Genomic DNA, 24,239 nt, shown 5'->3' on the forward strand with positions numbered 1-24,239 from the left:
TCCACCGTTGGGGGTACTTTCGAGGGAAGGGATCGAAACAGCCGTACCCCCACAACTCAATGAGCGATCTCTGCCACCGCTCCGGGTGATCCGAGCATCGCCCGGCACGCGGGGGGATTGTGATCCCCCCGCCGGGGGAGAAGGAGGTGAAAGCCGCAACCCGACGTCGCCGGAGGGCTACCGGACCGCATGGTCGGGGCCGTTCGGCAACAGTGCACCAAAGGATGCGCACCGCCTCGTCAGCGGAGCGATCCGGAACGGAGTTCTGCGTGGACATCGTCGTCAAGGGCCGCAAGACAGAGGTGCCGGAGCGATTCCGGAGGCACGTGGCCGAGAAGCTCAAGCTTGACAAGATCCAGAAGATCGACACCAAGGTGATCCGTCTCGACGTAGAGGTGTCCAAGGAGCCCAACCCGCGGCAGGCGGGCCGGTCGGACAGGGTGGAGATCACGCTGCGGCACCGCGGTCCGGTGATCCGGGCCGAGGCCTCGGCGGCAGACCCCTACGGCGCGCTCGACCTCGCGGTGGAGAAGCTGGAGACGCGGCTGCGCCGCGGCCACGACAAGCGCACCTCACGCCGCGGCAAGCGGCGTATCCCGGCCAGTGAGGTCGGAGAGGTGGTGCCGGACGCCGCCGTGATCAACGGCAATGGCGAACTGGTCGCCAACGGCGCGGTCGGTGAGGAGACCGAGACCGCGACGGAGCAGTCCAAGGCCGGACCGCTGGAGGTCGACGGCGAGGGCCCGCTGATCGTCCGCGAGAAGGTCCACACCGCCGCACCGATGTCTCTCGACCAGGCTCTGTACGAAATGGAGCTGGTGGGACACGACTTCTACCTCTTCGTGGAGTCGGACACCAAGCAGCCGAGCGTGGTGTACCGCCGGCACGCCTACGACTACGGCGTGATCCACCTGGAGACGGACCCGCTCGCGGACAACGAGCCGCGCGGCGGCGGAGACGCGCTCGCCGGCTGACGAACCGGACTGATCGACCGGCCCGGAGACGGTGACCGACCTGCCGTCCCCGGGCGATCGCACCGCACCGACGACGCCCTTGGCCGAATCCATGGATCCGGCCAAGGGCGCCGCCATGGGATCATGGGCCGTGTCCGGCCGGTCACGGTGAGCTGGCGTGGGAGAGGTGTGCAGGGGGAATGCAGATGGTCGAGGGCTTCGGACCGACGATGGGGCGGGTGCCGCACGGCGGCGCGCTCCAGGACGACGGCGCCCCGACCTCCGCGGAGAGAGCAGGCGAACCGATCCGGGTGCTGGTCGTCGACGACCACGAACTGTTCCGGCGGGGACTGGAGATCGTCCTCGCGCAGGAGGAGGACATCGAGGTCGTCGGTGAGGCCGGGGACGGCGCCGAGGCCGTGGAGAAGGCCGCCGACCTGCTGCCCGACATCGTGCTGATGGATGTCCGGATGCCCCGGCGCGGCGGGATCGAGGCATGTACCTCCATCAAGGAAGTGGCCCCCAGCGCGCGGATCATCATGCTGACGATCAGCGACGAGGAGGCCGACCTCTATGACGCCATCAAGGCGGGGGCGACCGGCTACCTGCTGAAGGAGATCTCCACGGACGAGGTGACCGCGGCGATCCGGGCGGTGGCCGACGGCCAGTCCCAGATCAGCCCGTCGATGGCGGCGAAGCTGCTCACCGAGTTCAAGTCGATGATCCAGCGCACCGGTGAGGACCAGCGGCTGGTCCCGGCGCCCCGGCTGACCGGCCGGGAGCTGGAGGTGCTCAAGCTGGTCGCGACCGGCAAGAACAACCGTGACATCGCGCGGGTGTTGTTCATCAGCGAGAACACCGTGAAGAACCACGTGCGCAACATCCTGGAGAAGCTTCAGCTGCACTCCCGGATGGAGGCCGTGGTCTACGCGATGCGGGAGAAGATCCTCGACCTGGAGAACGGCTGACGCCGGCGGCGGTGAGACCGGCGGCGGTGACACCGGCCCTCAGGCCGCCGGCGCCCCCGGCGCGGTACGCACGGCGCCCACCAGTGGCTCCCGCAGGGCCGCAGGTGCCATCTGCTCGATCCTGACCTCGGTGCAGCCCACCCAGCCCGCGGCCTCCCACAGCGCGCCCGCCACCTCCGGCAGCACCTGTTCCGCGGCGCTTCCCTCCGCCTCCAGCGTGACCCGCCGGGCGACCAGCGTGCCGCCCTCCCGGGCCGGATCGACCCGCGCGACCAGCCGGCCGCCGGCCAGCAGCGGCATCGCGAAGTAGCCGAACCGGCGCTTGGGCGCGGGGGTGTACGCCTCCAGGCGGTGGGCCATCCCGAAGATCCGCTCGGTGCGCGCGCGGTCCCAGACGAGGGAGTCGAACGGCGAGAGCAGCGTGGTGCGGTGACGGCCGCGCGGGGGTGTGGCGAGCGCCGCCGGGTCGGCCCACGCCCGATGCCGGGCGCCCCCGGCGGGCCAGCCGGCGACCGTCACCGGGACCAGCCCGGAGTCGGCGACCGCCGCCTGCACCTGGGCGGCCTTGAGCCGGTGGTAGTCGGCGAGATCCGCCTGGGTGGCGACGCCCAGCGCCGCTCCGGCCTGGGCGACCAGCCGCCGCAGACAGGCCGCGTCGTCGAGGTCGTCGTGGAAGAGGCCGTCCGGGACCGCCCGCTCGGCGAGGTCGTAGACACGCTTCCATCCCCGGCGCCGGGTGCAGACCACCTCGCCCGTGTCGAGCAGCCACTCCACTGCGATCTTGCTCTGGGACCAGTCCCACCACGGGCCGCCGTTCTTCGCGCCGCCCAGTTCGGTCGCGGTGAGCGGCCCCTCGGCGGCCAGCCGCTCGCGGATCGCGTCGAGGCTGCGCCCGGTGTCCTCCAGGTGATGCCAGCGACGGCCCCGTGCGCGGCACTCGCGGCGGCGGAACGAGAACAGCGGCCACTCCTCAATCGGCAGCACGCACGCCGCGTGCGACCAGTACTCGAAGGCCGTGCCGCCCGACCAGTAGGCGTCCTCGACGGCCTGCCGTCCGACCGGGCCGAGCCGGGCGTAGGGGACCAGCTCGTGGGAGCGGGCGAGGACGGAGATCGTGTCGAGCTGCACGGAGCCGAGGTGCCGCAGTACCCCCCTGACCCCGGCGCGTCGATCGGGGGCGCCCAGCAGCCCCTGTGCACGCAGCGCGATCCGGCGTGCCTCGTCCGTGGTCAGCTCCAGGGGTGCGGCAGTCATAGGGTGGATCGTAGGGCGCAGCACTGACACCCCGCTTCGCCCTCGCATACGATGGCCGGTGCGGCGGGGCCCCGCCCTGACGGGAAGCCGCGCCCAAGCATCCGACCGGCAAGGAGACCAGCCCTCGTGTCCGTCTTCAACAAGCTCATGCGAGCAGGCGAAGGAAAGATCCTGCGCAAGCTGCACCGCATCGCCAATCAGGTCAACTCCATTGAAGAGGACTTCCTGAACCTGACGGACGCGGAGCTGCGGGCACTCACCGACGAGTACCGGGAGCGTCTCGCCGAGGGCGAGACCCTCAACGACCTGATGCCCGAGGCGTTCGCCACCGTCCGGGAGGCGGCGAAGCGGGTGCTCGGTCAGCGTCACTACGACGTCCAGATCATGGGCGGCGCGGCGATGCACCTCGGCCATGTCGCCGAGATGAAGACCGGTGAGGGCAAGACCCTGGTCTCCACGCTCCCGGCCTACCTCAACGCCCTCGCGGGCAAGGGCGTTCACCAGATCACGGTGAACGACTACCTCGCCCAGCGTGACTCCGAGTGGATGGGCCGGGTGCACAGCTTCCTCGGGCTGTCCGTCGGCTGCATCACCGGCGGGATGCCCCCGGCCAAGCGCCGCGAGCAGTACGCCTGCGACATCACCCACGGCACCAACAACGAGTTCGGCTTCGACTACCTGCGCGACAACATGGCGTGGTCGCGTGAGGAACTGGTCCAGCGCGGGCACTTCTTCGCCGTGGTCGACGAGGCAGACTCGATCCTCATCGACGAGGCGCGGACGCCGCTGATCATCTCGGGTCCGGCGGACCAGGCCACCAAGTGGTACGCGGACTTCTCGAAGCTGGTGAAGCGCCTGGAGAAGGGCGAGCCCGCCCAGCCGACGCGGCAGATCACCGAGACCGGCGACTACGACGTGGACGAGAAGAAGCGCACCGTCGCCATCCACGACGCGGGCGTCGCCAAGGTCGAGGACTGGCTGGGCATCGACAACCTCTACGAGTCGGTGAACACCCCTCTGGTCGGCTACCTCAACAACGCGATCAAGGCCAAGGAGCTCTACAAGGCGGACAAGGACTACGTCGTCGTGGACGGCGAGGTCGTGATCGTCGACGAGCACACCGGCCGTACGCTCGCCGGCCGCCGCTACAACGAGGGCATGCACCAGGCGATCGAGGCGAAGGAGGGTGTGAAGATCAAGGACGAGAACCAGACCCTCGCCAAGATCACCCTCCAGAACTACTTCCGCCTCTACGACACCCTGTCGGGCATGACCGGTACGGCGATGACCGAGGCCGCCGAGCTGCACCAGATCTACAAGCTCGGTGTGGTGCCGATCCCCACCCACCGCGGTCTGGCGCGGGTGGACCAGGCCGACCTCATCTACCGCACCGAGGTGGCCAAGTTCGCCGCCGTGGTCGAGGACGTGGTGGAGAAGCACGCCACCGGTCAGCCGGTGCTGGTGGGTACCACCTCCGTCGAGAAGTCGGAGTACCTCTCCAAGCAGCTCGACAAGCGCGGGGTCCGGCACGAGGTCCTCAACGCCAAGAACCACGAGCGTGAGGCGCAGATCGTCTCCAAGGCGGGCCGGCGTGGCGCGGTCACGGTCGCCACCAACATGGCGGGCCGCGGCACCGACATCAAGCTGGGCGGCAACCCCGACGACATCGCCGAGAACGAGCTGCGCGGCAAGGGCCTGGACCCGGTCGAGCACATCGAGGAGTGGGCGGCGGCCCTCCCCGACGCGCTGGAGCGCGCGGAGCGCGGTGTGGCGACGGAGTTCGAGGAGGTCAAGGACCTCGGCGGGCTCTACGTCCTTGGCACCGAGCGCCACGAGTCCCGGCGCATCGACAACCAGCTGCGCGGTCGTTCCGGCCGTCAGGGAGACCCGGGGGAGTCGCGGTTCTACCTGTCCCTGGGTGACGACCTGATGCGGCTGTTCAAGGCCGCGATGGTCGAGCGGGTGATGTCGATGGCCAACGTGCCCGACGACGTGCCGATCGAGAACAAGATGGTCACGCGGGCGATCGCCTCCGCGCAGGGCCAGGTCGAGCAGCAGAACTTCGAGATCCGGAAGAACGTCCTCAAGTACGACGAGGTGCTCAACCGGCAGCGTGAGGTCATCTACGCCGAGCGCCGCAAGGTGCTGGAGGGCGAGGACCTCCACGAGCAGGTGCGCTTCTTCATGGACGACACCATCGACGCCTATGTGCAGGCGGAGACGGCGGACGGCTTCGCGGAGGAGTGGGACCTCGAACGGCTGTGGGGCGCGTTCCGGCAGCTGTACCCGGTGGTGGTCACCGTCGACGAGCTCGACGACACCGTCGGTGACCGTGAGGGCCTGACCGCCGAGTTCATCGCGGACTCGATCAAGCAGGACGTGCACGCGCAGTACGACGCCCGGGAGAAGGAGCTGGGCTCGGAGGTCATGCGGGAGCTGGAACGCCGCGTGGTGCTGTCGGTGCTGGACCGCAAGTGGCGTGAGCACCTCTACGAGATGGACTACCTCCAGGAGGGCATCGGCCTGCGGGCGATGGCCCAGCGCGACCCGGTGGTGGAGTTCCAGCGCGAGGGCTTCGACATGTTCACCGCCATGATGGAGGCCATCAAGGAGGAGTCCGTCGGCTACCTGTTCAACCTGGAGGTCCAGGTCGAGCGGAAGGTCGAGGAGGTTCCGGTGTCCGAGGGCGACCGGCTGGAGAAGGCCCCGCAGGACGCGGCGCCGGCCGGTGGCCGCCCCGCGATCAAGGCCAAGGGGCTGGAGGCCCCCAAGCGCACCGACCGGCTGCACTTCTCCGCCCCGTCGGTCGACGGCGAGGGCGGCGTGGTCGAGGGCGACTTCGACGACGCCGGCGGTGCCACCACCGGTGGCACCGGAAGCCGCGCGGACCGTCGCAAGGCACAGAAGGGCGGCCGTCGCCGCAAGAAGTGAGTGAGTGAGGCGCCCCGCGCGGGCGTCCGGGCGTGAACGGGCCCGGGGCCGTGTCCCACTTCGGTGGGACGCGGCCCCTTCGCTGTTTCCGGGGCTCAGCGGCGGGCCGGTGAGCGGCGTTGCGGCCGGGGGCCGAGCTCGACGGCGCAGCACCACCATCTGCCGCCGCGCCGCTCCAGCCGGAACGCCAGGGCGTGGACGCGTTCGTCCGAGCCGACGCGGGCGAACGCCTCCAGCACTCCCGTGGCGGGGCGGCAGACGCCGACCTGCCGGACGGCCGGAGGCCGCCAGCCCTCCGGTGCCGACGCCGGACCCAGCGGCGCGGTGAGCGAGAGCCTGGTCAGCTGGTCGAAAGCCTCGCCCTGGACGTGTCCCAGCAAGCTGTGTACCGGGCGCTGCCCGCTCAGCACCAGCAGCAGCCGCTGGGCGAACCAGTGCTGCGGCCGGGCGCCGTCGGGGACGGCCGGCCTCTCCAGCGGGCGGCCCCGCCCTGGGCCGCCGGGCCCGGGCCGGCGCTGCGATGTGACGGTGACCGGGCGACGCGTACTGGCCCGCATGATGACCTCCCCGTGAAGCTACTCATCGGTAATAACTGCGGAGTGTAATCACGTGATCACATCGTTCGCAACCCCGCGAGACGGTGACCCGGCACCGCCGCCCGCGCCGGCCGCCCGGCGGGGACCACCGGCCGGTCCCCTCCGCCGGCGGGACGTATTCTGATATCCATGCGCGTCTACCTCCCGCTCACCCTGCCCGGACTGGCCGAGCTGCACCGTTCGGGGGAGGTGGCGCCCGCCCCGCTCACCGGCTACGCCGTCACACCCGCCCTGCGCGAGTGGTATCTCTCCGGCACCGAGGAGGAGTTGGAGTACGCCGCGCTCGGCCGCGCCGCACAGGCCGTGCTGCCGCTGCTGGCGGCCGACCCGGGAGCGCCGACGCGGCGCGTGGTGGTGGCGGTCGAGGTCGGGCCGCGCGACGCGCACGCCGACCCGGACCGCGCCCTGGACGCGGAGACCCTCGGAGAGGTCACCGTCGACCGGCCCGTCACCCTCGCGGAGGTGGCCGCCGTGCACGTGGACGCCGACGAGGCCGCCGAGGACGTGGCCGCCGCCGTCGGGGCGCTGGAGGCCGCCGCGAAGGGCGATGAGGACGCCCGGATCGCCGTGGACGGTGCCGCCGACCACGAACTGCTCTGGTACGGCGTCCAGGAGATCGACACCCTGGTGTGACCGTTCCTGATGCCACGGGGACCCGTGCGGCGGTTATCACCGAGCGCGCTGTCGGTGGGTTCCCGTACGGTCATGGGATGGAGAACGGAGCGCCGCCCGCCGGAACATCCGCCGCGGCCGTCATCGCGACCGCGACGGCCGCAGCAGCGACCGAGACGACCGCCACGACCACCGAGGCCACCGAAGCCGCCCGGGCCGGGGCCCACATCGTGTGGGACTGGAACGGCACCCTGCTGCACGACATCGACGTCGTCCTGGAGGCCACCAACGCCTCCTTCCAGGAGATCGGCATACCGCCGATCACGCTGGAGCGCTACCGCGAGCTGTTCTGCGTTCCCATCCCGCGCTTCTACCAGCGGCTGCTCGGCCGGGTGCCGACCCCCGCCGAGTGGGAGGTGATGGACGGCACCTTCCACCGCCACTACTTCGCCCGCTCCGAACGGGCCGCCCTCACCGACGGCAGCGCCGAACTGCTGGCGGGCTGGGTCGCCGAGGGCGGAACGCAGTCGGTCTGCTCGCTGGCGCCGCACGACCGACTGCTGCCCTGGATCAGCCGGCTGGGCATCGGCTCCCACTTCCTTTGCGTCGACGGGGACCACGGTGGCGGCACCAGACTCGGCAAGGCGGCCGCGATGACCCGTCACGTCTCCGGGCTGCCGGGCGTGGCGCCCGCCCGTACGGTGGTCATCGGGGACGCCGCGGACGATGCGCTGGCCGCCGCCCACGCGGGCGCCAAGGCCGTTCTCTACACCGGGGGTTCGCACAGCCGCGCCAGTCTGGAGCGGGTCGGGGTGCCGGTGGTGGACACCCTCGGCGACGCGGTGCGCGTCGCCCGGGAACTGGTCGGCTGAGGCCGGTGCGCCGCCGCGGGACACGCGCCGGGGTGACGCGTTTCTGTCCGGAAGGGCCAATATCCGTGCCCCGATTTGCCCAGAGCGGCCATGTCCCCCGCCCCACCGCGAGACGATAGCCTTGCGGCGTGATCAGTGCGATAACCGCCGGGGGCAGCGTCGCCTCCCCCGCCGTACCGGCTCCCACCGGCGCCCGTGACGGCGCGGCGAGCGGACCGCCGATCCCGCCCGCGGGCAGGAGCACCGCGAGGCCACAGGACGGCCGATGTCGACCCGGGTGACGCCCCACCGGACCGGCCCCGAACCGACACCACCGACCGACATCCCGACAACCACGTCCCGCAACGGCGCGTGACAGGAGCCCGAGGTATGCACACCAAGCTGGATGAAGGCAAGGCCGAACAACTGGAGCGGGCCGCCGACGTCGCGGCCCGGGGGCCGGCCGGCGGCCAGCCCTCGCACGGTATGGACGCGGCCGCGCTCCGCGCCTACCTGCAGCGCTACTACCTGTTCGTCGCCCCCGAGGACCTCGCCGGCCGCGACCCGGTGGACGTCTACGGCGCCGCCCTCTCCCACTTCCGGCTCGCCGACACCCGCCCCCAGGGCACCGCCAACGTCCGGGTCTACACCCCGACGGTGGACGAGATGGGCTGGACGTGCAGCCACACGGTCGTCGAGGTGGTCACCGACGACATGCCCTTCCTCGTGGACTCCGTCACCAACGAGCTGTCCCGCCAGGACCGCGGCATCCACATCGTCGTCCACCCGCAGATGATCGTGCGCCGTGACATCACCGGCAAGCTGCTCGAAGTCCTGGACGTCGGCCGCGACCCGTACGGCGAGAGCGCCACCAACTACCACCCGGACGACCTTCCGCCGGACGCCGTCATCGAGTCGTGGATCCACGTCGAGATCGACCGCGAGACCGACCGCGACGACCTCAAGGAGATCGAGGGAGACCTGCGCCGGGTCCTCAGCGACGTCCGCGAATCCGTCGAGGACTGGCAGAAGATGCGGGAGCGGGCACTCAGCATCGCCGACAGCCTGCCGGGGGACGTGCCCGGCGACCATGTCGCGGGCCAGGAGGTCGAGGAGGCGCGGGAGCTGCTGCGCTGGCTGGCCGCCGACCACTTCACCTTCATCGGCTACCGCGAGTACCGCCTGGACCGCGAGGACAACGGCGGCCAGAACGACCTGCTCACCGCCGTCCCCGGCAGCGGACTGGGCGTGCTGCGCTCCGACCCCACCCACTACGTCGAGGGCAATCCGCCCTACCACCCCGGCGTCGAGCGCCCCGCCTCGGCGGCCTCCCCGGCGTTCAGCCGGCTGTCGGCGGCGGCCCGTGCCAAGGCCCGCGAGCCGCGGGTGCTGGTGCTGACCAAGGCCAACAGCCGGGCCACCGTCCACCGCCGCTCCTACCTGGACTACGTCGGCGTCAAGACCTTCGACGAGGACGGCAACGTCACCGGCGAGCGCCGCTTCCTCGGGCTGTTCTCCTCCGCGGCCTACACCGAGTCGGTTCGGCGCGTCCCGGTGATCCGCCGCAAGGTCTCCGAGGTGCTGGCCGCCGCCGGGTTCGCTCCCGACAGCCACAGCGGACGCGACCTGCTCCAGATCCTGGAGACCTACCCGCGTGACGAGCTGTTCCAGACGCCGGTGGAGACGCTGCGTGCCATCGCCACCGCCGTCCTCCAGCTCCAGGAACGCCGCCGGCTGCGGCTCTTCCTGCGCCAGGACGAGTACGGCCGCTACTACTCGGCGCTGGTCTACCTGCCGCGCGACCGCTACACCACCTCGGTGCGGCTGCGGCTGGTCGACATCCTCTCCGAGGAACTGGGCGGCGCCAACGTCGACTTCACCGCCTGGAACACCGAATCGGTTCTGTCCCGGCTGCACTTCGTCATCCGGATCGCACCCGGCACCGAACTGGCCGAGCTGACCGACGCCGACGTCGACCGGATCGAGACCCGCCTCGCCGAGGCGTCCCGCTCCTGGACGGACGGCTTCACCGAGGCGCTGCTCGCGGAGTGCGGCGAGGAACAGGCCGCCGAGGTCGGCCGCCGGTTCCACAACGCCTTCCCCGAGGGGTACAAGGCGGACTTCCCGCCCCGCGCGGCCGTCGCCGACCTCCAGTACGTCCTCGAACTCGACCAGCCCGGCGACGCGCCGGCCGGTACCGGAGTCACCGCCGACTCCGACCACGCCTTCGCGCTCAGCCTCTACGAGCCGGTCAGCGCCGCACCCGGCGAACGCCGCCTCAAGATCTACCGCACCGGCGCCCCGGTCTCGCTCTCCGCCGTGCTGCCGGTGCTGCACTGCCTCGGCGTGGAGGTCGTCGACGAGCGGCCCTACGAGCTGCGCCCCACCGACGGCTCCACCGCATGGATCTACGACTTCGGGCTGCGCATCCCCGAACACCTCGCCTCCGGGCTCACCAGCGACACCCGCGAGCGCTTCCAGGACGCCTTCTCCGCCGCCTGGACGGGCGCCGCCGAGAACGACGGCATCAACGCCCTGGTGCTGGCCGCCGGGCTCACCTGGCGCCAGTCCATGGTGCTGCGCGCCTACGCCAAGTACCTCTGGCAGGCCGGCGCCCGGTTCTCGCGCGAGAACATGGAGGAGACGCTCCGCAAGAACGTCCACACCACCCGGCTGCTGGTCTCCCTCTTCGAGGCCCGGCTCAACCCCGAACGGCAGACCGCCGGACGGGAGCTGACCGACGGCATCCTGGAGGAGCTGGACGGCGCGCTGGACCAGGTCTCCAACCTGGACGAGGACCGCATCCTCCGGGCGTTCCGCACCGTCATCAACGCCACGCTGCGCTGCAACTACTTCCAGACCGACGACGACGGCGCGCCCCGCCCGTACCTGTCGATGAAGCTCGACCCGCAGGCCATCACGGACCTGCCCGAGCCCCGCCCCGCGTACGAGATCTGGGTGTACTCGCCGCGCGTCGAGGGCGTCCACCTGCGCTTCGGCAAGGTCGCCCGCGGCGGGCTGCGCTGGTCCGACCGGCGGGAGGACTTCCGCACCGAGATCCTCGGCCTGGTGAAGGCGCAGGAGGTCAAGAACACCGTCATCGTGCCGGTCGGCGCCAAGGGCGGGTTCGTCGCCAAGCGGCTCCCCGAACCGGGTACCGACCGCGACGCCTGGCTCGCCGAGGGCATCGCCTGCTACCGCACCTTCATCTCCGGCCTGCTGGACATCACCGACAACCTGGTCGACGGCGATGTCGTGCCGCCGCGTCAGGTGGTGCGCCACGACGGGGACGACACCTACCTGGTCGTCGCCGCCGACAAGGGCACCGCGACCTTCTCCGACATCGCCAACGAGGTCGCCCAGTCCTACGGCTTCTGGCTCGGGGACGCCTTCGCCTCCGGCGGCTCCGCGGGCTACGACCACAAGGGCATGGGCATCACCGCGCGCGGCGCCTGGGAGTCGGTGAAGCGGCACTTCCGCGAACTGGGCCACGACACCCAGACCGAGGAGTTCACCGTCGCCGGCATCGGCGACATGTCCGGTGACGTCTTCGGCAACGGCATGCTGCTCTCCGACCGGATCCGGCTGGTCGCCGCCTTCGACCACCGCCACATCTTCATCGACCCCGACCCCGAGGCGGCGTCCTCCTTCGCCGAGCGCCAGCGGCTGTACGACCTGCCCCGCTCCTCGTGGGCGGACTACGACACCTCGCTGATCTCCAAGGGCGGCGGGGTCCACTCCCGCAGCGCCAAGTCCATCCCGATCACCCCGCAGGTGCGCGCGGCCCTGGGCATTGCCGGCAAGACGGTGGCGATGCCGCCCGCCGAGCTGATGCAGGCGGTGCTGCGCGCCCCCGTCGACCTGTTGTGGAACGGCGGCATCGGCACCTACGTCAAGTCCTCCCACGAGAGCCAGGCCGACGCCGGGGACCGCGCCAACGACGCGATCCGCGTCGACGGCCGCGAGGTCCGCGCCAAGGTCGTCGGCGAGGGCGGCAACCTCGGCATGACGCAGCTGGGCCGGATCGAGTTCGCCGAACGCGGCGGCCACTGCAACACAGACGCCATCGACAACAGCGCGGGCGTCGACACCTCCGACCACGAGGTGAACATCAAGATCCTGCTCAACGGCGTGGTCGCCAACGGCGACCTCACCATCAAGCAGCGCAACAAGCTGCTGGCCCGGATGACCGACGAGGTCGGCACCATCGTGCTGCGCAACAACTACGCGCAGAACGTCGCCCAGGCCAACGACATGGCTACATCGCCCGGACTGCTCCTCGCCCACCAGCGGCTGATCCGCCAGCTGGAGGCGGACGGACGGCTCGACCGCCGGCTGGAGTTCCTGCCGGACGACGAGCAGATCCACGAGCGGCTGCACAGCGGAGAAGGGCTCACCCAGCCCGAACTGGCCGTGCTGCTGGCGTACTCCAAGCTCGCCATCACCGAGGAGCTGATGGGCACCGGCCTGCCGGACGACCCGTACTCCCAGGGCCTGCTTCAGCTCTACTTCCCCACGGCGCTCCGCGAGCGGTTCCCCGAGGGCGTGGAGAGCCACGCGCTTCGGCGCGAGATCATCAACACGATGCTGGTCAACGACACCATCAACGTGGGTGGTTCGTCGTTCGTGCACCGGATGCGCGAGGAGTCCGGCGCCTCCGTCGAGGAGATCGTGCGCGCGCACACCGCCGCCCGCGCCATCTTCGCGCTCAACCTGATCTGGGACACGGCCGAGCGGCTGGACAACCAGGTCGACGCCCAGATGCTCACCCGCATCCGGCTGCACTCGCGGCGGATGGTCGAGCGCGGTGCCCGCTGGCTGCTGAACAACCGTCCGCAGCCGCTGCAACTGGCCGAGACGATCGACTTCTTCGCGGGCCGGGTCGGGCAGGTCTGGCAGGAGCTGCCCAAGCTGCTGCGCGGCCAGGACCTCGAATGGCACACCTCGGTCCACGACGAACTGGTCGAGAGCGGCGTCCCGGGCGAACTGGCCCAGCAGGTCGCCGGGTTCTCCGCGGCCTTCCCCGCGCTGGACGTGGTCGCCGTCGCGGACCGCACCGGGCGCGAACTGCTGGACGTGGCGCAGGTCTACTACCACCTCGCCGACCAGCTGGGCATCTCCCGCCTCCAGGACCGGATCAGCGAGCTGCCGCGAGCCGACCGCTGGCAGTCGATGGCCCGCACCGCGATCCGGGAGGACCTGTACGCGGCGCACCAGCTGATCACCGCCGACGTGCTCTCGGCCGGTGACAGCAACGACGACCCGGAGCAGCGGGTCGCCGCCTGGAGCGAGCGCAACCAGGCCATCCTGGGCCGCGCCCGCGCCACGCTGCGGGAGATCCAGGAGTCGGACACCTTCGACCTGGCCAACCTCTCGGTCGCGATGCGCACCATGCGCACCCTGCTGCGCAGCAACCGCTGACGGCGTGGGCGCGCGCCGCACGGCGCGCGCCCACACAGACCGCGCCGGCCCCGGGCATCCGCCCGGGGCCGGCGCGGTGCCGGGCGTCGCGTCACCCGTACCGCCCATCCGGCGGGTGGGATCGCGCTCCGCTGCCTACCGTGACCGTATGAAGCCCGCGCGTACCACCACGGGGACCGGCCCCACAGCGCTGCCGGGCTGGTCCGGGGCCGTGCCCCGCGCCGGCCGGGTGCGGCGCCGTACACCGCTGCCCCTGCCCGCCGAATGGGCGGCGACGCCGCTGACCGTCGTCATGCCGACGTACAACGAGGCGCTGACCCTCCCGGTGGTCGCCGACGCCCTGCTGGCACTGCCGCTGCCGGGGCTCCGGCTGCTGGTGGTGGACGACGCCAGCCCGGACGGGACCGGACGGCTCGCCGAACGCCTCGCGCTGCGCCACAACGCCCCCGGCCGTCCCCGGATGGCGGTGCTGCACCGCCCCGGCAAGGCCGGGCTGGGCCGTGCCTACGCGGCCGGGATGCGGCAGGCGCTCGCCGACGGCGCGGGCTACGTCCTGCAGATGGACGCCGACGGCAGCCACCCGACGGCCGTCGTCCCGGCGATGCTCGGGGTGGCGCGCTCCACCGGGGCGGGGCTGGTGATCGGCAGCCGCTATGTCGCGGGTGGTGCCCTCTCCGCCGAGTGGGGGCTGCACCGGCGGCTGCTCTCCGGCTGCGCCAACCTCTACGCCCAGGCGGTGCTCGCCTCGCGGGTCCGGGACCTGACCGGCGGGTTCAACCTGTGGAGTGCGCAGACGCTGCGCGCCCTGCGGCCGGGCACCGCCGGCAGCGCCGGGTACGCCTTCCAGATGGAGCTGAAGTACCGGGCGTTGCGACGTGGCTGCCGGCCCGTGGAGGTGCCGATCACCTTCACGGAACGGCGGGCGGGCGCCTCCAAGATGTCGGCGGCCGTCCAGGTCGAGGCGGCGCTGCTGCCCTGGCGGCTACGGCTGCGCGCCCACCGCTGACCGGTGGGCGCGTGGGCGCCGCGCCGTTGACCGGCGGGCGCGTGGGCGCGTGGGCGCCGCGCCGTTGACCGGCGGGCCGTTGATCGCGACGCCGTTGACCGGCGGGCCCTTGATCAGCGGGGCCCTCGGCCGGTGGTGCCCCTTGGTCAGCGGTGCCCCTTGGTCAGCGGACCCGCGCGCCGTAGACGTGGTCGACCGTGAGCGTGATCAGCACCCGGCGGTCGGCGACCATCGCCGCCCGGTACTCGTCCCAGTCGGGGTGCTCGCCCGCGGCCGCCCGGTAGTAGTCCACCAGCGCCTGCACCTCCGGTCCGTGCGGGTCGGTTCCCGGCCCGTCGAGGGTGACCGTGCCCTCGGCGGTCGCCCACTCCCAGCCGTCCGGCCCGGTCACCTCCAGCGCCGCCCGGGGGTCCCGGCGGAGGTTGGCCGCCTTCGCGGTCCTCGCCGAGGTGGAGACGCGGATGACTCCGGCGTCGCGGTCGTAGGCGGGTGTCACCGGGGAGAGCTGGGGGCGGCCGTCGGACCTGAGGGTGGCGAGGACGCCGAGGCGGCTCTCCGCGAGCAGCGCGTGCGGGTCGAAAGAGGTCTCCGTCATGTCGGGACCAACTCGCCGCCCCGCGCCGCGTATTCCGAGCCGCCCGGCGCGTCCCCCGGCCGGGTGAACGGCCGGTCGGGGGATGCCCGGGTGACCGGGCCGGGCCGCGGTGTCGCCGGCCCGGCTCTCGCGGGCGGCTGTCAGCCGCCGGCGGGGACGGGCGGTGCGGGCGCCGGGCCGCCGGCGTCGGCCGGTGACCGGGAGTCCGGGGCGGCCCCGTCGGCGCCGCTGCTGACCCGCTCGAAGGGGCTGGCGAACGGGTAGTACGCCTGGAGGAAGGGCTGCATCACGGCGAGCTGCTGGTCGAGGTCCGCCTCGCTGGAGACCGTGTCGTTGAGGCAGAACACCGCTCGGTCGCGGGCCGCCAGCAACCGGCCGAGTCGCGCCGGGGTGTGCGGGTGCGCCATGTCGAAGTAGTTGTAGACCATGTCGCCCGGCACCGCGCGGCCGGTGAGGAACGCGTAGTAGTGGTGCAGCGAGGAGGTCACCGACAGGTCGTTGAGCTCGCGGAACCGGTTGGCCGCGGTGTCGCGGTGCCGCTCGGCGAACTCCTCCTCGATCTCCTCCAGCACGCTGCGCTGCAGGGCGTGCGGCACGTGCTTCATCTTCTGCGTGATGACGCTGCCGAATCGTTCCTCGATCACGGCGCGGTTGTTCTTGCCCGCCACCGACACCGGTACGTCCTCGCTGGAGGGGCGGCCGAAGGGCACGTGCGCCTTGGAGAGGAAGAACTTCGACAGCCCGTTGGCGAGGAAGAAGTCCTGCGGGGTCGCCAGGCGGCCGAGGAAGACGTCGTCGTTGAGGTAGAGGAAGTGCTCGGACAGCCCCTCGATGTGGTGCAACTGGCTTTCGATGGCGTGCGAGTTGAACGTCGGGAGGACCGAGGGGTCGCGGAAGATCTCGCGGTGGCTGACGACGGTGATCCCGGGGTGGTCGGTGTCCAGCCACTCCGGCGTCTGGTCGTCGGTCACCAGGTACACGTGGTTGATCCACGGTGCGTACTGGGCGAGGGAGCGCAGCGAGTACCGCAGCTCGTCCCGGCTGAGGAAGCGCGCCGCGTTGGCGGCCTCCTCGTGATAGCCCTCGCCGGAGAACTCGGCACGGCGCCGCAGCCACGCCGGGTCGGACCCGTCGACCCATGTGTACACGGCGTCCACGGGGAAGCGGATGTCGTCGGGCAGCGGGTGGGCGAACTCGGGGAGGGTGCGGACCTTGACGTCGGCCGCGGCGTCCCGGGCCAGCAGCGGGCTCACCCGGGCGAGCGGAACGGTGACGCGCTCCTCGTCGGGCGGCACCTCGTCCGTGCAGCGGTTGGGGCGGGGCGCCGTCAGCCCGCCGAGGCCGTCCGCGGGCCAGAACTCGATGTCGCAGCCGAAGCGGTCACCGATCGACGCCGTGCCGTGCTCGTCGGTGAAGTACCAGCAGAGGCGTATCACCCGTGCCTGCAGCTGACGGCGGGTGCCGGCGCCGCCGACCGGGGTGGTGCGGGGGCCCGCCCGGCGGGTCTGCTCGGCCACCAGGTAGCCGGCGGTGCGGGAGCACAGGGCGGTCAGGGCGGCCAGGGCCTCGGCCCGGCGGTCGGCGGGCACTCCCACGCAGCCGGCGGCCGGGTCGGTGCCGCGGACCACGAAGTGGTCGACGCCGGCCTGGTCCAGCGCGTCGCAGATCCACTCCGTCGCCTGGGCCTGGGCCTGGAGCGGAGAGGGGTAGGCGCGCACATGCGCTGCCTTGGGGCGCCGGTTCACCGTCACCAGACGGCGGCCCTTCGCCGCGTACACCTGTGGGGCGCGGCGCAGCGCCAGTGCCGCCCGGCGCTCGGCGATCCGGTCGGGGACCGCCTGCGACAGGGTCAGCGAGCGCTTCACAGCCGAGCGCAGCCGCAGCGAGGATCTTCCGGCCACCGCACGCCGTGCCGCCACGGGCACCAGCTTGCGGTACAGGGCGACCAGGCTCGACGCCTCCGGGTTACGGACGGGACCACCCGCCTGGCCACCGTCCTGCTCGGGTTGTGCGCTCATCGCACCGGTTCTCCTCCCACGGGCGCCGCCCGTCACGTACGAGGACGGCCTCGTCGGGCGGCGACTTTCGAAACGTCACCGATTTCCGTCAGTGTGCCGTACGTCACCAGGGGTTCCGGCCGTTTCGGGCACGATCCGGCCGGATGACCCGGTGCGGTACACATCGGCACGGTACTCCTTCCCAGCCTTTGTCAAAGGAGGCATCACCGGACTGTCGACGATCCGGTACGCAGCCGCGCCGGGCCCGGAGACGCGGAATGCCCGTTCACTCCTGAGAGTGAACGGGCATCCCTGGTCACGGGGCCGGGGCGACGCTTCGGCCCGGACGGGGGCGGGCTACTTCACCGCGCCGCCCATCATCCCCGCGACGAACTGCTTCTGGAACGCGAAGAAGATCGCCAGCGGCACCAGCATCGACAGGAAGGCGCCGGGCGCCAGCACGTCGATGTTGGAGTCGAACTGCCGCATCTGCTGCTGCAGCGCCACCGTCATCGGCGGCGAGCTGGGGTCGGCGAACACCAGCGCCACCAGCATGTCGTTCCACACCCACATGAACTGGAAGATCGCCAGCGCGGCGATGGCGGGACCGCCCAGCGGCAGCACCACCCGGGTGAAGAGCCGCAGCTCACCGGCGCCGTCCAGCCGCGCGGCCTCCAGCAGCTCCCGCGGGATCTCCGCGAAGAAGTTGCGCAGCAGGAAGATCGCGAACGGCAGACCGAACGCGGCGTGGAAGATCACCACGCCGAAGGTGGTCTCGAACAGGCCGAGCGTGTTGAACAGACGCGCGACCGGGATCAGCGCCACCTGGATCGGCACCACCAGCAGTGCCACCACGCCGATGAACCACCAGTCCCGGCCGGGGAAGTCCAGCCACGCGAAGGCGTAGGCGGCCATCGCGCCGAGGACCAGCACCAGCAGGGTGGCGGGCACGGTGATGAGCGCGGTGGTCCACAACGAGCCGGTGATGGCGTCGTTCTGGAGGATCTCCGTGTAGTTGGCCCCGGTCAGCTGGCCGGGGTCGGTGAAGACCGTCCACCAGCCGCTGGAGGCCATGTCCCGCGGGTCGCGGAACGAGGACAGCAGCAGTCCGGCGGTGGGCATCAGCCACAGCAGGGCCAGGACGATCAGCACCGCCCGGACCAGGCCCCCGGAGGCGAACGACGCGATGCGCGACGCGACGGAAGTCTTCATCGCTGGGCCTCCTTACGCAGCCGGCGCACGTTGACGATCATCACCGGGATCACCAGCAGCAGCAGGAAGATCGCGATCGCCGAGCCCAGGCCCTGGTTCGATCCGGCGCCGAAGGACACCGTGTACAGCTGGAGCGCCAGCACGTTGGCGTCGGGTTGGACCGACCCGGGCGCGATGATCAGCACCAGGTCGAAGACCTTCAGCACGTTGATCATCAACGTCACCATCACCACCCCGAGGACCGGGGCGAGCAGTGGCACGGTGATCCGGCGGAACACCTGCCACTCGTTGGCGCCGTCCACCCGGGCGGCCTCCATGATCTCCCGGGGCACACCGGCCAGTCCGGCCGCGATGAGCACCATCGCGAAGCCGGCCCACATCCACACGTAGCTGCCGATGATCGCCGGCGTCACCAGCGACGGGCCGAGCCAGTCGACACCGTTGTAGCTGGCCGCGAAGTTGGACGCGGCCAGCCGCAGCTGGGCCCCGTCCGCCTCGGCGGGCAACGAGAAGGTGCCGTCGGCCTGCGTGGTGGCGGACGCCACCACCGAGCCGTCCTGGACCGCCTGCACGGTGATCCCGGCCAGGGCCTTCTCACCGTCGTCGATCACCCCGGGCTCGCCACCACCGCCCTGGGTGAAGTCGAGCCAGACGGTGCCCGTGACCCCGTCCGAGGACGACGCGGCGGGCACCGCCTGTTCGGCGTCGGCCACGGCCGGCGGCGCCACCCGCACCAGCGGGAGCAGCACGGAGTCACCCGCGGAGACCGCCTGGTCCAGCACGATCGCGCCGTCCGGCTCCTCCGACATGCCGTCGTCGGGGCGCGGATGGGCGCCCGGCCACGGCGCGCCCTCCGAGAAGGTGTCGTGCACCGAGACCGCGACCGCGTTGGCCACGCCCCGGTCCGGGTCCGCCTCGTAGACGAGCCGGAAGATGATGCCCGCGGCCAGCATGGAGATCGCCATGGGCATGAAAATCAACAACTTGAACGCGGTCGCCCAGCGGATCCGCTCGGTCAGGACCGCGAAGATCAAGCCGAGTCCGGTGGCGACAGCGGGCGCCACCGCGATCCAGATGAGGTTGTTCTGCAACGCCTTTCTGATCGCCGGGTCCGTGAACAGCGACTGGTAGTTGCCGAAACCGACGAACCCGTCACCGGACGCGTCGAAGAGGCTTCGGTAGAGAGAGAAGATGATCGGATAGACCACCAGCGCGCCCAGGAGCAGCAGCGCCGGCAGCAGGAACGAGGCCACGATCCAGGGACGTCCCCGGAACATGGCTGGGCCTTTCGCCATGGTCGGCAGTCCGCCCGCGGATCAGTCGCCGTAGGCGGCGGCCGCCTGCGACTCCAGGTACTCCTGGACGCCCTCGATGTCCTCGGGGTCGCGCAGGAAGTCCTGCAGCGCCTGCCACATGCCCTGCCCGGTGGTGCCACCGAAGGCGGCCGGGGCCAGGTCGGACATGTCGAAGCGGAAGTCGTCACCGGCGGAGATCAGCGCCTCGGCGATCTCACGCTGCACGTCGTCCGGGTAGGCGTCGAAGCCGAGCGCCTTGTTCGGCGAGAGGAACCCGCCCTGGCCCGCCCAGGTGGCGGCCGCGTCGGTCGAGGCCAGGAACGCCATCAGCGCCTCCTGGGCCTCGGTCGCCTCGCCGGTGTCGGGGGAGAGCGCCACGGCGACGTCGCCGCCGCTGACCACGGGGGAGTCGTCACCGACCGCCGGGAACGGGAAGACCAGCGCGTCCTCGCCCACGACGGCGTCGGTGGAGTCGCTGATCACCGAGGCGACGAAGTCGCCCTCGTAGACCATGGCGGCCGACGGGGCCTCCAGGTCGGCGAAGGTCTGGGTCACCGAGGTCGGGAAGTCGGTGCGCAGCGCGCCGGCACTGCCGCCCGCCAGCAGCCGCTCCTGGCCGAACAGCTCGCCCAGGGTGGTGAGCGCCTCGGTCACCGACTCGTCGGTCCACGGGATCTCGTGCGCGGCCAGCTGGTCGTACAGCTCCGGGCCGGCCTGCGAGAGGTAGATGTTCTCGAACCAGTCGGTCAGGGTCCAGCCGTCGGCGCCGCCGACGGAGACCGGGTCCACGCCCGAGTCGGAGACGGTGCCCGCGGTCGCCACGAACTCGTCCCAGGTGGTCGGCGGCTCGACACCGGCGTTGGTGAACGCGGTGTTGTTGTACCAGACCAGGGACTTGTTGGCGGCCTTGACGTACACGCCGTACTGCTCGCCCTCGTAGGCGCCGAGGTCGCGCCAGCCCGCGTCGTAGTTCTCCGCCAGCTGCTCCTCGGCCAGGGCGCCCACCGGGGCGAGCCAGCCCTTGTCGGCGAACTCGTGCACCACGCCGACCTGGGCCACGATCGCCACGTCGGGGGCCGCGCCGCCGTCGATCTTCTGGCCGATGAACGTCGACAGGTTGTCGCCGGTCGGCACGAAGCTGACCTTGGCGCCGGTCTGCTCCTCGAAGTCGGCGATGGCCGCCATGAAGTTGGACTGCTCGGCGCCGGTCCACACCGCGGCGACCTCCAGGGTCTCGCCGCTGAGGTCCGGCAGGTCCAGCGAGGCGCCGTTGTCACCACCGCCGCCACCGCCACCGGACCCGCCGCCGCTGTCGTCGCTGCCGCATGCCGTGAGGACCAGGGCCGCGGCGGTGGCGACCGCCGCGATCTGGCCGAGATGCCGTGTCCTACGGCTGGAACGGATGGCGCTGTTCATGATGACCGCCCTTTTTACCTGTGAACCATCGTCGCTTCATCGATAACGCGCAGGTACGGACCTGGAACGCCCCGAAGGCATGCCGAGACTCGCTCCCGCGCTGCTAGCCGTTCCTACGCTGCTCAGGCGTCACAGGCAAGAGCGTTTAACTTCTCAACACCTCATTCGTGATGTGTCCGTTACGGGGACCAGGCGTCGGGCTCACGCGTTGGAGGCCGCCGGAGCCGCCTCGGAACGCGCGGCGGCGGTCGCCGCGCTGGCCAGCAGGGCGATGTCCGTCGGCCCGTTGCCCAGCTCGCGCACCGGTCGGCGGGCCGGCCGGTCACCGAGCCGCGCCCAGTCCAGCGCCGCCACCGACGGCCGCAGCGTCGCCGTGCGCGGAATGCGGCCGGTCACCCGGCCGGCCTGGAACGGTATGCCGCCTCCGGCACCGACCAGCTCGGCCCGGCCCGGCGGGAGGCCGGTGAGCCGGATCCGCAACGCTCCGGGCGCCGAGGCCGCCTCGTCGGCGGCGATCAGATGCACACCGAGCCGGCCCCCCTCCCGCACCACGGCGTCCAGCACCCGCACCACCGAACCCGCCGCAGGCCGGCCCGGCGCCCCGAGCGCCGGGGCGCGCAGCGCGGCGACGTCGTCGGCGATCACCACCAACCGCGGCAGCGGGTCCGTGCCCTCCGGCGCGCAGGGCGCCGCCGTACCCGCGCCGTGGTCCTCGCCACGGCGTGGGCCGACCACGCGCAGCGGCGCAGCCGCCGGCTCACCCGTCCAGGTCTCGAACGGTCCCTCGCCCAGCAGCGCCGCCCGGCGGTTCAGTTCGGCGCGCAGTGCCTGCGCGAAGGTCCGCATGCGCACCGGGTCGGTCGTGCGCAGCCGCTCGCTCACCTGGGGCAGCTCCGCGCACGGTGCGAGCCCCTCGTCGGGGCCGTCCACCAGGAGCAGCGAGAGCCCTCGCGGCCCCGCCGTCGCACAGAGCGAGGCCGCCAGGGAGCACAGCAGCTCGGTGCGGCCCGAGCGGGCCGGCCCCTCGACGAGCAGCGGCCCCGGCGCCGCCGCCAGATCGGTGGCGAGCGGGCCGTCGACCGCAGAGCCCAGAACCAGCGGCAGCCCTTCGGTCGCCTCCCAGCGGGTGCGGAGCGCCGCCGGAGTGACGCGGGGCAGCCGGAGGACATCCAGCAGCCGTGCCGACTCCGGAAGCGGCTCTGCGTCGCCCCCGGTCGCCTCGCGCAGCGGCGCCAGCGCGCGGGCCAGCCGTTCCGCCCAGGCGCCGGACACCCCGTCCATGGTGGCCGGCGGACCGGCCTCGCCGTCCGGGAGCAGCAGCCTCAGCGAGGTCGCGACCTCGCCCGCCAGTACCCCGCGCATGCCGCACGCCGCGAACGCGGGCAGGGCGTGCTGGGCGGCGGTGACCGTGTCGGTGACAGGCGAGGCGGGGGTGGCGGCCGGCGCCTCGGCCAGGCAGAGCAGATGGACGCCCGCGGCCGGGCCCTCGGCCGCCAGCCGGGCCAGGTCCCCCCGGAGCCGCTCACCGGCGAGGTCACCGTCGACCAGCACGACGGTGCGCCGCTCCGGGGAACCGGGCCGCACGCTCCGCCCGTGCCCCGGCCCGCCGGGCGAGGGCAGCCGGGCGATCAGCTCGGCGACCCGCGCGGCGGCCTGTTCGTGGTCGAAGGCCAGCAGCCGGTGGCAGGGCTGCGTGGTCGGACGGGTGTGCGGCAGCCAGCCCGTCCACGCCCACTCCGTGGCGCAGCCCGGAGCGATCGTCACCAACTCCACGGCGCTGGGCGGGTGCAGGGCCGCCAGCTGGGCCACGGCGGCGCGGGCCAGCGCTCGCAGCCGGGGGCGCGGCCCGGCCAGGCCCAGCGAACCGGCGGCCGAGAGGCCGACCGTGACCGGGACCAGCGGCCCGGCGGCGCGCTGCCCGGAGCCGAGCCGGACGGTCAGGGCGTCCCGGTGGGCCGCGTCGCGTTCCCAGAGCGGGGCGTGGGACTCGACGGCGGCCAGCAGCAGTGTCGCCGGGTCCGGCCAGCGTTCCCGGCCGGACCCGCGGGGTGCCGGTGCGCCGGCCGGGCCCCTCCCGCTGCCGGAGACCGTCGCGCCCGCCGGACTTGTCGACCGGGCGGGGTGACCCGGCTCGGCGCCGTCCGGACGGCGAAGGTTCCAGCCGGGTCGCCTGCGGGCCGGATGTCCGGTGGTCGGCTCGCTGACGAGGTCGCTCGCGCCCCCGGGAGCGGGCCGTTCCCGGCCGGTTCCCGCCCCGCCGCGCGCGGACTGGCCCGGAATGGTCGCCCCGGCCGCCTCGCCCCGGTGGGTGGGGTGGGTGCGCTCGCCCGTGCCGCCCCCGCCGGGCAGACCCCCTCCGGACACGCCGTCGTCGAGGACCACCCGGAGCACCGACTCGCCGAGACGCAGCTCGGCGCCGAGCGGCAGCGTACGGGGCCGCTCGCCGACCGGCCGGCCGTCCAGGGTGGTGCCGTTGGTGGAGCCGGAGTCGCGCACGGTCAGCGTGCCGTCGGCGGCGACGGTGACGACGCAGTGCCGGCGGGAGACGTCCGGGTCGTCGAGCGGTACCTCGGCCGTGCCCGAGCGGCCGACCCTGATCTCGCCGCCGTGCAGCAGGTGGACGCCGCCGGCGTCCGGGCCGGAGACCACCAGCAGCCGCGCCCGTGCGCCGGTGGTGGCGGCCTCCGCCGGGCGCTGGAACGCCAGCACCGCGCCGTCCAGCAGGGGAGGGGCGCCGAGGACCGTGTCCTGGGGGTCGAGCCGCTCCGGTCCGCAGAAGACGGCGGACGGCGGACCCGCGCCCGGCGTCGCGGTCTCGGCGAGCGCGGGGAGCACCGCCGTGAGGGGGGTGCCGTCGGGGGCGGTGACGGTGACGTCGGTACCGGCGTCGTGGGCTCCGCCCTGCGGTCCGAGAACGGTCAACCTGAGCTGCATCGGCTCTCCCGGTCACATCGGCGTCTGAAGCCTGCTGGCATCCTCGCACCTGCCGCCGACACCTCGCGCCACCTCGGACAGTTCGTGATCTTCACTGTCCGGAACTGACTGGATCTGATCGGCCAGAAGTGATCGTTCCGGCCCCGCACGCTCCCCACGCGCACTCCGGGCATCCGGCCCGCAGGCGACCCGGCTGGA

15 protein-coding genes are annotated in these 24,239 nt (G+C 72.2%); 7 read left to right on the top strand and 8 right to left on the bottom strand.

Going from position 1 to position 24,239, the window contains the following annotated elements; genetic code table 11:
- The first annotated feature begins 269 nt into the window (after window positions 1–269).
- On the top strand, window positions 270–974 hold the full coding sequence (gene hpf, locus E0D90_RS03470) for a ribosome hibernation-promoting factor, HPF/YfiA family (RefSeq protein WP_103501366.1): 705 nt from the start codon (window positions 270–272) through the stop codon (window positions 972–974).
- A gap of 185 nt (window positions 975–1,159) precedes the next feature.
- Window positions 1,160–1,921: a response regulator gene (locus tag E0D90_RS03475; protein WP_103501368.1), complete on the top strand. Its 762-nt coding sequence runs from the start codon at window positions 1,160–1,162 to the stop codon at window positions 1,919–1,921.
- A 39-nt stretch (window positions 1,922–1,960) separates the two neighbouring features.
- Here E0D90_RS03475 and E0D90_RS03480 read toward each other — a convergent pair whose 3' ends face one another.
- Window positions 1,961–3,175: a winged helix-turn-helix domain-containing protein gene (locus E0D90_RS03480; protein WP_103501365.1), complete on the bottom strand. Its 1,215-nt coding sequence runs from the start codon at window positions 3,173–3,175 to the stop codon at window positions 1,961–1,963.
- Between the two features lie 126 nt (window positions 3,176–3,301).
- Between E0D90_RS03480 and secA the strand changes: the two genes are divergently transcribed.
- Window positions 3,302–6,106 (top strand): preprotein translocase subunit SecA, encoded by a 2,805-nt coding sequence (gene secA / locus E0D90_RS03485; protein ID WP_130796550.1) that lies wholly within the window; start codon window positions 3,302–3,304, stop codon window positions 6,104–6,106.
- Window positions 6,107–6,201: 95 nt separating this feature from the next.
- On the opposite strand, the gene E0D90_RS03490 is transcribed toward secA, so the two are convergent.
- Window positions 6,202–6,663: an Rv3235 family protein gene (locus E0D90_RS03490; protein ID WP_103501363.1), complete on the bottom strand. Its 462-nt coding sequence runs from the start codon at window positions 6,661–6,663 to the stop codon at window positions 6,202–6,204.
- 168 nt (window positions 6,664–6,831) lie between these two features.
- Between E0D90_RS03490 and E0D90_RS03495 the strand changes: the two genes are divergently transcribed.
- From E0D90_RS03495 to E0D90_RS03510, 4 genes are all read left to right on the top strand, one after another.
- A complete protein-coding gene (locus E0D90_RS03495; RefSeq protein ID WP_103501362.1) occupies window positions 6,832–7,335 on the top strand; it encodes a DUF6912 family protein in 504 nt (167 codons plus the stop codon).
- Between the two features lie 77 nt (window positions 7,336–7,412).
- Window positions 7,413–8,186: an HAD family hydrolase gene (locus E0D90_RS03500; RefSeq protein ID WP_130796551.1), complete on the top strand. Its 774-nt coding sequence runs from the start codon at window positions 7,413–7,415 to the stop codon at window positions 8,184–8,186.
- A gap of 369 nt (window positions 8,187–8,555) precedes the next feature.
- Window positions 8,556–13,586 (top strand): NAD-glutamate dehydrogenase, encoded by a 5,031-nt coding sequence (locus E0D90_RS03505; RefSeq protein WP_103528216.1) that lies wholly within the window; start codon window positions 8,556–8,558, stop codon window positions 13,584–13,586.
- 292 nt (window positions 13,587–13,878) lie between these two features.
- Window positions 13,879–14,592: a polyprenol monophosphomannose synthase gene (locus E0D90_RS03510; RefSeq protein ID WP_227869962.1), complete on the top strand. Its 714-nt coding sequence runs from the start codon at window positions 13,879–13,881 to the stop codon at window positions 14,590–14,592.
- A gap of 163 nt (window positions 14,593–14,755) precedes the next feature.
- On the opposite strand, the gene E0D90_RS03515 is transcribed toward E0D90_RS03510, so the two are convergent.
- The 6 genes from E0D90_RS03515 to E0D90_RS03540 form a co-directional block, all read right to left on the bottom strand.
- A complete protein-coding gene (locus tag E0D90_RS03515) occupies window positions 14,756–15,187 on the bottom strand; it encodes a PPOX class F420-dependent oxidoreductase (protein WP_103528214.1) in 432 nt (143 codons plus the stop codon).
- A gap of 140 nt (window positions 15,188–15,327) precedes the next feature.
- Complete coding sequence (locus E0D90_RS03520) at window positions 15,328–17,205, bottom strand: stealth family protein (RefSeq protein WP_103501357.1); 1,878 nt, start codon at window positions 17,203–17,205, stop codon at window positions 15,328–15,330.
- Between the two features lie 336 nt (window positions 17,206–17,541).
- On the bottom strand, window positions 17,542–18,396 hold the full coding sequence (locus tag E0D90_RS03525; RefSeq protein ID WP_103501356.1) for a carbohydrate ABC transporter permease: 855 nt from the start codon (window positions 18,394–18,396) through the stop codon (window positions 17,542–17,544).
- Window positions 18,393–19,691 carry a carbohydrate ABC transporter permease gene (locus E0D90_RS03530; protein ID WP_130796552.1) on the bottom strand — a complete coding sequence of 433 codons (1,299 nt, stop codon included), beginning with the start codon at window positions 19,689–19,691 and terminating at the stop codon, window positions 18,393–18,395. The genes E0D90_RS03525 and E0D90_RS03530 overlap by 4 nt, the downstream gene beginning before the upstream one ends.
- A 21-nt stretch (window positions 19,692–19,712) precedes the next feature.
- Complete coding sequence (locus tag E0D90_RS03535) at window positions 19,713–21,107, bottom strand: ABC transporter substrate-binding protein (protein WP_130796553.1); 1,395 nt, start codon at window positions 21,105–21,107, stop codon at window positions 19,713–19,715.
- Between the two features lie 201 nt (window positions 21,108–21,308).
- The gene (locus E0D90_RS03540) at window positions 21,309–24,041 is read right to left on the bottom strand and encodes an FHA domain-containing protein (protein ID WP_130796554.1); all 2,733 of its coding nucleotides are present in this window, start codon (window positions 24,039–24,041) and stop codon (window positions 21,309–21,311) included.
- Window positions 24,042–24,239: the final 198 nt, after the last annotated feature.

This window comes from Streptomyces otsuchiensis, from assembly GCF_004305975.1.
GTDB classification, from domain to species: domain Bacteria; phylum Actinomycetota; class Actinomycetes; order Streptomycetales; family Streptomycetaceae; genus Streptomyces; species Streptomyces otsuchiensis.

What these genes read in the sequence shown, in the direction of transcription:
- E0D90_RS03480 (WP_103501365.1), bottom strand. Translation starts at nt 3,175, where the DNA reads ATGACTGCCGCACCCCTGGAGCTGACCACGGACGAGGCACGCCGGATC.
- E0D90_RS03540 (WP_130796554.1), bottom strand. Translation starts at nt 24,041, where the DNA reads ATGCAGCTCAGGTTGACCGTTCTCGGACCGCAGGGCGGAGCCCACGAC.
- E0D90_RS03490 (WP_103501363.1), bottom strand. Translation starts at nt 6,663, where the DNA reads ATGCGGGCCAGTACGCGTCGCCCGGTCACCGTCACATCGCAGCGCCGG.
- E0D90_RS03515 (WP_103528214.1), bottom strand. Translation starts at nt 15,187, where the DNA reads ATGACGGAGACCTCTTTCGACCCGCACGCGCTGCTCGCGGAGAGCCGC.
- E0D90_RS03525 (WP_103501356.1), bottom strand. Translation starts at nt 18,396, where the DNA reads ATGAAGACTTCCGTCGCGTCGCGCATCGCGTCGTTCGCCTCCGGGGGC.
- E0D90_RS03510 (WP_227869962.1), top strand. Translation starts at nt 13,879, where the DNA reads ATGCCGACGTACAACGAGGCGCTGACCCTCCCGGTGGTCGCCGACGCC.
- E0D90_RS03500 (WP_130796551.1), top strand. Translation starts at nt 7,413, where the DNA reads ATGGAGAACGGAGCGCCGCCCGCCGGAACATCCGCCGCGGCCGTCATC.
- E0D90_RS03505 (WP_103528216.1), top strand. Translation starts at nt 8,556, where the DNA reads ATGCACACCAAGCTGGATGAAGGCAAGGCCGAACAACTGGAGCGGGCC.
- E0D90_RS03520 (WP_103501357.1), bottom strand. Translation starts at nt 17,205, where the DNA reads ATGAGCGCACAACCCGAGCAGGACGGTGGCCAGGCGGGTGGTCCCGTC.
- E0D90_RS03530 (WP_130796552.1), bottom strand. Translation starts at nt 19,691, where the DNA reads ATGGCGAAAGGCCCAGCCATGTTCCGGGGACGTCCCTGGATCGTGGCC.
- E0D90_RS03475 (WP_103501368.1), top strand. Translation starts at nt 1,160, where the DNA reads ATGGTCGAGGGCTTCGGACCGACGATGGGGCGGGTGCCGCACGGCGGC.
- E0D90_RS03535 (WP_130796553.1), bottom strand. Translation starts at nt 21,107, where the DNA reads ATGAACAGCGCCATCCGTTCCAGCCGTAGGACACGGCATCTCGGCCAG.
- E0D90_RS03495 (WP_103501362.1), top strand. Translation starts at nt 6,832, where the DNA reads ATGCGCGTCTACCTCCCGCTCACCCTGCCCGGACTGGCCGAGCTGCAC.